This window comes from Microbacterium sp. NPDC055665 (genome assembly GCF_053618035.1).
In genome coordinates this window covers 104876-116454 of record NZ_JBSHGY010000003.1, presented here as the reverse complement: position 1 = coordinate 116454, position 11579 = coordinate 104876, and the positions used below count along the sequence as shown (strand labels likewise).

Genomic DNA, 11579 nt, shown 5'->3' with positions numbered 1-11579 from the left:
ACGCTTGCACAGTGGCACGGAGCGGTGCCGGCCCGACGATCGCCCTTCTCCTGGAGGCTCTGTGCCAGAAGCACTGCCCGACCTGTTCCACGCCGAAGGCGTACTGTTCGACCTCGACGGCGTGCTCACCCCGACCGCCGAGGTGCACATGCGGGCCTGGAAGGTCGTGTTCGACGACGTGTTCGCCCGCTGGGGGATCACGCCGCCCTACACCGACGCCGATTACTACGACTACGTCGATGGTAAGAAGCGCTACGACGGAGTGGCGAGTCTGCTGCACAGCCGCAACGTCGAAGTGCCCTGGGGCGCGGTCGACGACGACCCCTCGGCCGAGACCATCTGCGGGATCGGCAACCGCAAGAACGCCGCTTTCGCGGAGTCGCTGCGCGGGCAGGGGATAGCGCCGTACCCGGGCTCGCTCGCCCTCGTCGAGGCTCTGCATGCCGCGGGTATCCCGCTCGGTGTGGTGTCGAGCTCCAAGAACGCCGAGGAGGTGCTGGCCGCCGCCGGCATCCGCTCCTTCTTCCGGGTCGTCGTGGACGGTGTCGTGGCCGAGCGTGACGGCCTCGCCTCGAAGCCCGCAGCCGACATGTTCGCCGCCGGTGCCACAGCCCTCGGAGTGGATCCGGCCCGCTCCGTCGCCGTGGAGGATGCCACCTCCGGTGCCGCTTCCGCCGCCGCAGCAGGCTATGCGTCCGTGATCGGTGTCGACCGGGGAACCGGAGCCGACGCCCTCCGAGCCGCCGGCGCGACCGTCGTCGTCGACGACCTGGCCGTGTTCGCCCCCGATTCCCGCACCGACACCCCGGAGACCGCATGATCGACCGCGACCGCTTCCCCGTCGACCCGTGGCGTCTGATCGACACGCACTACTCGGAGGAGGGCGTCGGCGAGACGTTGTTCTCCGTCGGCAACGGCTACCTGGGCCTGCGCGGCAACCACATCGAGGGTCGCGGCGCCCAGGAGCACGGCACGTTCATCAACGGGCTCCACGAGACCTGGCCGATCCGCCACGCCGAGCAGGCCTACGGCTTCGCCGAGGTCGGGCAGACGATCGTCAACGCCCCCGACGCCAAGGTCATGCGCGTCTACGTCGACGACGAGCCCATCTCGCTCGACGACGCCGATGTGCGCGAGTACCGCCGCACGCTCGACCTGCGCACCGGGGTCCTCGAGCGTCACGTCGTCTGGGAGACTCCGTCGGGCAAGCGCGTCCGGATGCGCGACGAGCGCATCGTGAGCTTCGAGGAGCGGCACCTCGCGGTGCTGCGGCTGGAGGTCGTCGTCGAGAACGCCGACGCGCCGGTCACGATCAGCTGCCAGCTGCTGAACCGCCAGGACGGCGCGGGCGTGTACGCCGGCACTCCGATCGGAACCAAAGCGGCGTTCGACCCCCGCAAGGCCGAGAAGATCGCCGACCGCGTGCTGGAGCCCGCCGAGCACTGGCAGGACGGGATGCGCTCCGCGCTGTCATACCGCGTCGCGGACTCCGGGATGACGGTCGCCGTCGTGGCCGACCACGTGGTCGAGACCGAGAACGAGTACAACGCCCGCACGCTCGTGGAGCCCGACATCGCGAAGAACGTGTTCCGCGTGCAGGCCAAGGCCGGTGTTCCCATCACGGTCACGAAGCTGGTCAGCTACCACACCTCCCGCGGCGTGCCGCCGCGCGAGCTCGTCGACCGCTGCCGTCGTTCGCTCGACCGCGCGGCCGCTGAGGGTGTCGAGACCGTCTTCCAGCGTCAGCGGGCCTGGCTCGATGCGTTCTGGGAGCGCAGCGACGTGCAGATCGGCGGCCGCGACGACCTGCAGCAGGCCACCCGCTGGTGCCTGTTCCAGCTCGCTCAGGCCTCCGCCCGCGCAGACGGCGCCGGCGTCCCGGCGAAGGGCGTCTCCGGTTCCGGCTACAGCGGACACTACTTCTGGGACACCGAGATCTACGTGCTCCCGTTCCTCACCTACACGTCGCCGCGGTGGGCGTACAACGCACTGCGGGCGCGGGTGAAGATGCTCCCCGCTGCGCGTCGCCGGGCTGCACAGCTCAACGAGGCGGGGGCGCTCTTCCCGTGGCGCACCATCAACGGCGAGGAAGCATCCGCGTACTACGCGGCCGGCACCGCGCAGTACCACATCAACGCCGACATCAGCTTCGCGCTCGGCAAGTACGTGCGCGCGACCGGTGACGAGGAGTTCCTGCGGCGCGAGGGCGCCGACATCGCGATCGAGACGGCCCGGCTGTGGGCGACCCTCGGATTCTGGCGTGCCTCGCGGCTGGTGGAGGAGACGGATGCCGGCGACGGGATCGAGACCTTCCACATCCACGGCGTCACGGGGCCGGACGAGTACACCACGGTCGTCAACGACAACCTGTACACGAACGTCATGGCACGCTACAACCTCCGTTACGCAGCCAAGATCGTGCGCGAAATCCGGGAGAATCACCCCGAGGACTACGTGAAGCTCGTCGATCGGACAGGGCTCGGCGTCGGCGAGGCCGAGGCGTGGGACCGCGCGGCGGAGGCGATGTACATCCCCTACAGCGAGGGCCTCGGCATCCATCCGCAGGATTCGCTGTTCCTCGAGCGCGAGGTCTGGGATCTCGCCAACACTCCCGCCGAGCAGCGACCGCTGCTGCTGCACTTCCACCCGCTGGTGATCTACCGGTTCCAGGTGCTCAAGCAGGCGGATGTCGTGCTGGCGCTGTTCCTGCAGGGCAACCACTTCTCGCCCGAGGAGAAGAAGGCCGACTTCGACTACTACGATCCGCTGACCACGGGCGACTCGACGCTCTCGGCGGTCGTGCAGTCGATCCTCGCCGCCGAGGTGGGGTACCAGGATCTCGCGCAGAGATACTTCGAGCAGTCGCTGTTCGTCGACCTGCACGACCTGCACCACAACGCGGCCGACGGCGTGCACGTGGCCTCCGCCGGGGGAGTGTGGACGGCGCTGGTGTGCGGCTTCGGCGGCATGCGCGACTATGCCGGCGACCTGAGTTTCGACCCACGGCTGCCGGCCGACTGGCCGTCGCTGTCCTTCCCGCTGCAGTGGCAGGGATCCACGCTGCAGGTGACGGTCACCAAGGACGAGCTGCGCGTGCAGGTGCGCAGCGGCCCTCCGGTGCCTTTCAGCGTGCGGGACACCGCGTACTTCGCGACGGTAGAGGACGAGGTCGTCGTGCCTCTGGCGGATCAGGGTCCCCTGATCCCCGGGCGCCCGACGCTGCGGCAGTTCGCCGACGCCCGTCGCGAGGACGGCACGCGGATGTCGGCATCCGTCCCGGTGATCACCACGGCCATTCCGGTGATCGAGTCGATCGACTGACGCGTCGGAGGACCGGGGAGCCGCCGACCCGCCGAAGGTCGGTGGCACGCCGTAGGCTGTTGAGGTGACCACAGCCCTCTACCGCCGCTACCGACCCGAGACGTTCGGCGAGATGATCGGGCAGTCCCAGGTGACCGACCCGCTCATGACGGCGCTGCGCGGCGATCGGGTCGGCCACGCGTACCTGTTCTCCGGCCCTCGCGGCTGCGGCAAGACGACTTCGGCGCGCATCCTGGCGCGCTGCCTGAACTGCGCCGAAGGGCCGACCGACGTGCCCTGCGGCGTCTGCCCGAGCTGCGTCGAGCTGTCGCGCGCCGGCGGCGGATCCCTCGACGTCGTCGAGATCGACGCGGCCAGCCACAACGGCGTCGACGACGCCCGCGACCTGCGCGAGCGGGCCACCTTTGCCCCCAGCCGCGACCGGTACAAGATCTTCATCCTCGACGAGGCGCACATGGTCACCCCGCAGGGGTTCAACGCGCTGCTCAAGCTCGTGGAAGAGCCGCCGGAGCACGTCAAGTTCATCTTCGCGACGACCGAGCCCGAGAAGGTCCTCGGCACGATCCGCTCCCGCACGCACCACTACCCGTTCCGTCTGGTGCCGCCGGCAGCGATGCTCGAGTACGTCGAGAAGCTCTGCGCCGAAGAGGGCGTGATCGTCGAGCAGGGTGTGCTGCCGCTCGTCGTGCGCGCCGGCGGCGGCTCTCCCCGAGACACGCTCTCGCTGCTCGACCAGCTCATCGCCGGGTCCGACGCGCCCGCCGGCTCCGAGACCGTGACGGTCGGCTATGCACGCGCCGTCTCTCTGCTCGGATACACGCACGGCGCCCTCCTCGACGAGATCGTCGACGCGCTCGCCGCCGGAGACGCCGCGGCCGCGTTCCCCGCAATCGACCGCGTCGTGCAGACCGGTCAAGACCCACGGCGCTTCGTCGACGATCTGCTCGAACGGCTGCGCGACCTGATCGTCATCGCGGCCGTCGGAGCCGGTGCTTCGGCTGTCCTGCGCGGCATCGCCGAAGACGACCTGCAGCGCATGCGCGGCCAGGCAGAGGTCTTCGGCGCCGCGCGTCTCTCGCGCACCGCCGACGTGGTGAGTGCGGCCCTCGACGACATGTCGGGGGCGACGTCTCCGCGCCTGCACCTCGAGCTCATGGTGGCGCGCGTCCTCGCCGGCGCGACGGATGCTGCCGCTGCGCCGCCGACGGCTCCCGTTGCCGAGCGGACAGCAGCGCCCGCGCGGCCCGTCGCGCCCTCGGGGCCTGCAGCCGCTGCCGCGGCCCCGGTCCCCGCCACCTCGGCCTCGGCCCCCGCCGTGGCCTCATCGGAGTCGGACACGCCAGCCGCGGCGCCGGCTGCCGCCGCCTCACCCACGTCGCCGGCGGCTGCTGCTTCGTCTCCCGCTGCGACAGGCCAGACCCCGACCGCCGAGGCCGAAGCGCCCGCTCCGGAGGAGACCGCGCCGGCCGCACCCGAGCCCGCTGCCCCACGAGGGCCGGTCACGTTCGACGCCATCCGTGCATCCTGGCCCGCTGTCCTCACCCGGCTCGAGGGCATCAGCCGCACGTCCTGGCTGCTGGCCACGACGGTGCAGCCGCTGGCGTATGTCACCGACACCGAGGTGCTGACGCTCGGCTTCACGAGCCAGCATGACGTCGCGAAGTTCAAGGGCACCACTCCGGGTTCCGGGCCTTCGGACCACCTGCGGTCCGCGATCGAGCATGAACTCGGAGTGCGGGTGAAGTACCTTCCCGCGCCGATGCCCGCGGGTGGTGCTCCGCGCCAGTCCGCGGCATCCGGTCCTTCGGCGCCCGCCGATTCCGCTCCCGCATCGGAGCCTGCGTCAGCGGGTTCTCCCCGCTCGCAGGTCCGTGGCGCGTCGGCCTCCGCGGTGACGGAGTGGGCGGTCGCTCCGATCCCCACCGCGCAGGAAGAACCGGCGAGTGCTCCGCCCGTGTCGGCTTCGCCGCTGCCCGTCGACGAAGAGCCTGAAGAGGTCGAGGCGGCGGCATCCGCGCCCGTCCCTCCGTCCGATGGTGCGATCGATCGCGATGAGCCTCCGCTTCCGGGCGACGACGATGCTCCGGCCTTCGATGACGAGCCGCCCTACGATCCTTCGTACGAGCCGCCGGTCTCACGGCAGTCTTCCCCGCAGCCGTCTGCGCCGCAGCGAACCGCTCTGCAGGCTCCGCAGTCACCTGCCCCGCAGATGCAGCGCGCGGCAGCCCCGCCGGTCGTCATCGAGCGCGCACCCTCGGTCGGGGGAGTGCAGCGCTACGGTGAGGCCGTGATCCGCCAGGTGCTCGGCGCGACGTTCCTGCGCGAAGAGCCCTACGAGCCCCCGACGAGGTTCAACTGATGTATGACGGCATCGTTCAGGAGCTGATCGACGAGTTCGGTCGGCTCCCCGGAATCGGCCCGAAGTCCGCCCAGCGGATCGCGTTCCACATCCTCCAGACGCCGACGTTCGACGTCGCGCGCCTCGCGGAGCTTCTCAGCGAGATCCGGATACGGGTGCGGTTCTGCGAGATCTGCGGCAACGTCGCCGAGCAGGAGCGGTGCGCCATCTGCCGCGACCCGCGCCGCAGCCAGACGCTGATCTGCGTGGTCGAAGACGCGAAAGACGTCGCTGCCATCGAGCGCACGCGTGAGTTCCGCGGGCTCTACCACGTGCTCGGCGGGGCCATCAGCCCCATCGCCGGCATCGGCCCCGACGACCTCCGCATCACGCAGCTCATGACGCGTCTCGCCGACGGCACGGTGCAGGAGGTCATCCTCGCCACCAACCCCAACCTCGAGGGGGAGGCGACCGCGAGCTACTTGAGCCGGCTGCTCACGACGATGCAGATCACGGTGTCCCGGCTCGCCTCCGGGCTGCCCGTCGGCGGCGACCTCGAATACGCCGACGAGGTCACCCTCGGTCGTGCCTTCGAGGGCCGGCGCATCCTGTGACCCCGAACGCGGGCTTCTCGCGTCGCGGTTGGCTTCTCTTCGGCGCCATGGCGCTGCTGTGGGGTGTGCCGTATCTGTTCATCAGCGTCGCGGTCGAGTCGTTCTCCCCGCCCGCGATCGTGGCCGGGCGCACTCTCATCGCCGCCCTGCTGCTCCTGCCGTTCGCGATTCGCAGCGGAGCGCTCCGGGCTGCGCTGAAGCACTGGCCGTGGGTGCTGGCGTTCGGCGCGGTCGAGATGGCCGGTCCCTTCCTGCTGCTCGGACACGCCGAGATGACGCTGCCTTCCGGCATGACCGGCCTGCTGGTGGCGACCGTGCCGCTCTTCGCCGCGCTGATCGCGCTCGGTGGGGGCGACCGCGGAGTGCTGCGGCCCGCCCGCGGGATCGGACTTCTCGTCGGCTTCCTCGGCGTCGCGGTCGTGGTCGCCGGTCCCGGTCTCTTCGGCGGCGAGGTCAGCCTGCTGGCAGCGGGGGAGGTGCTGCTGGTGGCCGTGCTCTACGCGATCGCCCCGTTCATCGTCGCGCGAAAGCTGAACGACGTCCCTTCGCTGGGCACCATCACCCTGTCGCTGCTGATGATCGGTGTCTTCTACCTCCCGATCGGTCTTCTCACGCAGCACGAGGTGCCCACGCTGCCGTCGATCGCGGCCCTCCTCGCGCTCGCCGTGATCTGCACCGCGGTGGCGTTCCTCGCCTTCTTCGCCCTGATCCGCGAGGTGGGCCCGGTGCGCGCACCGCTGTTCACCTACGTGAATCCGGTGGTCGCGATCATCCTCGGTGCGATCGTCCTCGCCGAGCCGCTGACGCCCGGGCTGCTGCTCGGCTTCCCGCTGATCATCATCGGCTGCTGGTTCGCCGCCACGGGCGGTCGTCTGCGTCCGGCATCTCCCACGGCGCTCCCTCCCGCCCTCTGACCCGCGTTCCTCCCGCTGTCGCCTTCCGCCCCCACCCGCGCTGTCGCATTCGCCGAGTGCACGGCTTATCGCCGAGCGCACGGCCTGTCGACGCCGACTTCCCGTGCGCTCGGCAGCTTCCCGTGCACTCGGCACCCGCGGGGGCACCCGCGGCGCGCGCGGGAGGTGCACGGGGCGTGGATGACACATGCGCAACGTGGCATACGCGCCGATCGTAGAATGAGCGTGGGCGGATCCGCCCGACATCCCAGGGAGTGATCGTGGCCCTCATCGTGCAGAAGTACGGCGGCTCGTCTGTCGCCGACGCAGAGAGCATCAAGCGCGTCGCCAAGCGCATCGTCGACACCCGTCGTGCCGGTCACGACGTCGTCGTGGCGGTCAGCGCCATGGGCGACACCACCGACGAGCTGCTCGAACTGGCGAACGAGGTCGCCCCGATCCCGGCGCCGCGAGAGCTCGACATGCTCCTCTCCAGCGGAGAGCGCATCTCGATGGCGTTGCTGGCCATGGCGATCCACTCCATGGGCTTCGAGGCGCGGTCGTTCACGGGCAGCCAGGCGGGCATGATCACCGACTCGCAGCACGGTGCCGCTCGCATCGTCGATGTGACCCCGGTGCGTCTGCGCGAAGCGCTCGACGAGGGCGCGATCGTGATCGTCGCCGGATTCCAGGGCTTCAACCGCGACACCCGCGACATCACCACTCTCGGCCGCGGCGGCTCGGACACCACCGCCGTCGCCCTCGCCGCCGCGCTCGACGCCGACGTCTGCGAGATCTACAGCGACGTGGACGGCATCTTCACCGCGGATCCGCGCGTGATCCCGAAGGCGCAGAAGCTCGATCACGTCTCGAGCGAGGAGATGCTCGAGCTCGCCGCCAACGGCGCCAAGGTGCTCTACATCCGCGCCGTCGAGTACGCACGCCGTCACGGCGTCCTCATTCACGCTCGGTCGACGTTCTCGTCGGCCGAGGGCACGTACGTTCTGGGCGAGGGTATGAAGAACCCTCGCGAAGCCGAGGGAGCAGTCATGGAAGAACCGATCGTCGCCGGGGTCGCCACCGACTTCAGCCAGGCCAAGATCACGGTCGCGGGCGTGCCCGACGTCCCGGGCAAGGCTGCCGAGATCTTCAAGATCGTCGCGAAGTCGGGCGCCAACGTCGACATGATCGTGCAGAACGTGTCGGCCACCGGGCGCACCGACATCTCCTTCACCGTCCCCAAGGCGGATGCCGCCGGCGCGCTCAAGGCGCTGGCGGGGGACCAGGCCGAGGTCGGCTTCCAGAACCTGATCCACGATGACCAGATCGGCAAGCTCTCGGTCGTCGGCGCGGGGATGCGCACGCACTCCGGGGTTTCCGCGACGCTGTTCGAGGCGCTCTCGGCCGGCGGCATCAACATCGAGATGATCTCGACGTCCGAGATCCGCATCTCCGTGGTCCTGCGCGACACCGACCTGACCGAGGCGGCACGCACCGTGCACACCGCCTACGGGCTCGACGGGGAGTCCGACGCCACGGTCCACGCCGGCACCGGCCGCTGATCTCTGGCGGCTGCCCGACGATTGACCGAGAGTTGGACGATTCGCGGAGGGATTCCACGAATTCGTCGGCGTATCGTCACCCGCACCGTGAATCGTCCGCCTCACCTCGGACCACGGTAGACTCACCGAAACCCTGACACCGGCGCCAGGCGCAGCATCCGCATCCCGACGCCGCGCCCGAAGCCTCGTACGCAGCACCGCACGACGCCAAGGAACATCATGACCCGCATCTCCGAATCAGGACTCTCCGTCGCCATCGTCGGCGCCACCGGCCAGGTGGGCACCGTCATGCGCGAGATTCTCGCCGAGCGGTCGTTCCCGATCCGCGATCTGCGCCTGTTCTCCTCCGCGCGTTCCGCCGGCACGGCGATCGAGTTCGGTGGCGCGACGGTCATCGTCGAAGACGTCGAGACGGCGGATGCCGCCGGCATCGACATCGCCCTGTTCTCCGCTGGGGCCACGGCGAGCCGCGCCTACGCCCCGCGTTTCGCTGCAGCCGGTGCCGTGGTCGTCGACAACTCCAGCGCCTGGCGCATGGACCCCGAGGTTCCGCTCGTCGTCAGCGAAGTGAACCCGCACGCGATCGACGAGCGCCCCAAGGGGATCATCGCGAACCCGAACTGCACCACGATGGCCGCGATGCCCGTGCTGAAGGCGCTGGATGCCGAAGCCGGCCTCGAGCGTCTGATCGTCTCCACCTACCAGGCCGTCTCCGGCTCCGGTCTCGCCGGTGCGCAGGAGCTGCTCGGTCAGGTCGAGGGCGTGCTCGCCCAGGGCGACACCCTGCGTCTCGTGCACGACGGCTCGGCGGTCGACTTCCCCGAGCCCGAGAAGTACGTCGCGCCGATCGCGTTCGACGTGATCCCGTTCGCCGGCAACCTCGTCGACGACGGTGACAACGAGACCGACGAAGAGAAGAAGCTCCGCAACGAGAGCCGCAAGATCCTCGAGATCCCCGGCCTCCGTGTCGCGGGCACCTGCGTGCGCGTCCCGGTCTTCACCGGTCACTCGCTGTCGATCAACGTCGAGTTCGCCCGTGACATCACGCCCGAGCGTGCCCGCGAGGTTCTGAGCGCGGCGCCCGGCGTCGTACTCGACGAGGTGCCGACGCCGCTGCAGGCGGCGGGCAAGGACCCGAGCTTCGTCGGAAGGATCCGTGCCGATCAGTCTGCTCCCGAGGGCAAGGGCCTCGTCCTGTTCATCAGCAACGACAACCTGCGCAAGGGCGCCGCGCTGAACGCCGTGCAGATCGCCGAGGTCCTCGCGGAGCGTCTGGTCATAGCCTGACGGTATCCCCGCGATGTGGAACCGCTCTGGCAGGGGCGGTCCACATGGTCTGCGAGCGCGTGCCCGCCACCTAGACTGGTTCGGTGACAGAAAACGTCGATGTCGTCCTGATCGGCGGTGGCATCATGAGCGCCACCCTGGGTACTCTCCTGCACGAGCTGCAGCCGGAGTGGAAGATCGTCGCCTTCGAGCGACTCTCGGATGTGGCTCAGGAGAGCTCGAACCCGTGGAACAACGCCGGCACGGGGCACGCCGCCCTGTGCGAGCTGAACTACATGCCGCAGCAGGGCGATGCTCCGCTCGACCCCGCCAAGGCCGTGTCGATCAACGAGCAGTTCCAGCAGAGCCGCCAGTTCTGGTCGTCGCTGGTCGAGAAGGGTGTGCTGGACGCGCCGTCGACCTTCATCAACGCGACCCCGCACATGACGTTCGTCCGCGGTGAGAAGGATGTCGCGTACCTCAAGGCCCGCTACGAGGTGCTCAAGGAGCAGCCGCTGTTCGCCGGCATCGAGTACAGCGAGGACTCCCGCGTCATCAACAAGTGGGCGCCGCTTCTCATGCAGCAGCGTCGCAAGGGTGAGCCGTTCGCCGCGACGCGCGTGCCGGCCGGCACCGACGTCGACTTCGGAGCCCTGACGCACCAGCTCTTCGACCACCTGACCGAGTCGGGTGTCACGCTGCGCACGAACCACGAGGTGCGCAGTCTCAAGAAGCAGAAGGACGGCGGCTGGCTGGTCAAGTACCGCACGACCATCGGTCGCACCCCGAACGAGGTCAAGGCGCGCTTCGTGTTCGTCGGTGCGGGCGGCTGGGCTCTCAAGCTGCTGCAGAATTCTGGCATTCCCGAGATCAAGGGCTACGGCGTCTTCCCGATCGGCGGCCAGTTCCTCAAGACCACGAACCCGAAGATCGTCGCCCAGCACAAGGCGAAGGTGTACTCGCAGGCATCCGTCGGTGCTCCGCCGATGTCGGTTCCGCACCTCGACACCCGCGTCGTCGGCGGCGAGTCCTCGCTCATGTTCGGGCCCTTCGCGACGTTCAGCCCGAAGTTCCTCAAGAACGGATCGATGCTCGACATCGTCTCGCAGGTGCGCACGCACAACCTGCTGCCGATGCTGCAGGTGGCCGTGAAGAACCCCGACCTGATCACGTACCTGGTCGGCGAGCTGCTGAAGAACCACGCCAAGAAGGTCGACAGCCTGCGCACCTTCATGCCGACCGCCAAGGACGAGGACTGGACTCTCATCGACGCCGGTCAGCGCGCCCAGGTCATGAAGAAAGACCCGAAGAAGGGCGGCATCCTGCAGTTCGGTACGGAGGTCGTCTCGTCGGCCGACGGATCGATCGCCGGTCTCCTGGGCGCATCGCCCGGTGCATCGACCGCGGTGCCGATCATGCTCGAGCTGCTCAAGGCCTGCTTCCCGGAGGAGTACCCGGGCTGGGAGCCCGAACTGCGGGCCCTGATCCCCACGTTCGGCGAGAAGCTGAACACGGATGCCGCACTCGCGGAGCAGTCCACCGAGGCGACCGCCGCCACCCTCGGCATCAACGTCTGAGTCCGCAC

General features: G+C 69.3%; 8 protein-coding genes. All 8 read left to right on the top strand.

Annotated features, from left to right (window positions below; genetic code table 11):
* The first annotated feature begins 61 nt into the window (after positions 1-61).
* The 8 genes from ACWGO6_RS09795 (at position 62) to ACWGO6_RS09760 (ending at position 11571) form a co-directional block, all read left to right on the top strand.
* Positions 62-820: an HAD family hydrolase gene (locus ACWGO6_RS09795; RefSeq protein WP_136040733.1), complete on the top strand. Its 759-nt coding sequence runs from the start codon at positions 62-64 to the stop codon at positions 818-820.
* The gene (locus ACWGO6_RS09790; protein WP_136040731.1) at positions 817-3321 is read left to right on the top strand and encodes a glycoside hydrolase family 65 protein; all 2505 of its coding nucleotides are present in this window, start codon (positions 817-819) and stop codon (positions 3319-3321) included. The genes ACWGO6_RS09795 and ACWGO6_RS09790 overlap by 4 nt, the downstream gene beginning before the upstream one ends.
* 64 nt (positions 3322-3385) lie before the next feature.
* Positions 3386-5680 carry a DNA polymerase III subunit gamma and tau gene (locus ACWGO6_RS09785; protein ID WP_452326589.1) on the top strand — a complete coding sequence of 765 codons (2295 nt, stop codon included), beginning with the start codon at positions 3386-3388 and terminating at the stop codon, positions 5678-5680.
* Entirely contained in the window at positions 5680-6273 is a 594-nt protein-coding gene (recR, locus tag ACWGO6_RS09780) for a recombination mediator RecR (protein ID WP_136040642.1), read from the top strand. Before ACWGO6_RS09785 ends, recR begins: the two co-directional genes overlap by 1 nt.
* Positions 6270-7187: a DMT family transporter gene (locus ACWGO6_RS09775; protein WP_136040641.1), complete on the top strand. Its 918-nt coding sequence runs from the start codon at positions 6270-6272 to the stop codon at positions 7185-7187. Before recR ends, ACWGO6_RS09775 begins: the two co-directional genes overlap by 4 nt.
* A 260-nt stretch (positions 7188-7447) precedes the next feature.
* The gene (locus tag ACWGO6_RS09770) at positions 7448-8728 is read left to right on the top strand and encodes an aspartate kinase (protein WP_136040640.1); all 1281 of its coding nucleotides are present in this window, start codon (positions 7448-7450) and stop codon (positions 8726-8728) included.
* Positions 8729-8947: 219 nt separating this feature from the next.
* On the top strand, positions 8948-10015 hold the full coding sequence (locus ACWGO6_RS09765) for an aspartate-semialdehyde dehydrogenase (RefSeq protein WP_376100529.1): 1068 nt from the start codon (positions 8948-8950) through the stop codon (positions 10013-10015).
* A gap of 83 nt (positions 10016-10098) precedes the next feature.
* Positions 10099-11571, top strand: a complete 1473-nt coding sequence (locus tag ACWGO6_RS09760; RefSeq protein WP_452326588.1) for a malate:quinone oxidoreductase — start codon at positions 10099-10101, stop codon at positions 11569-11571.
* The last annotated feature ends 8 nt before the right edge of the window (positions 11572-11579 follow it).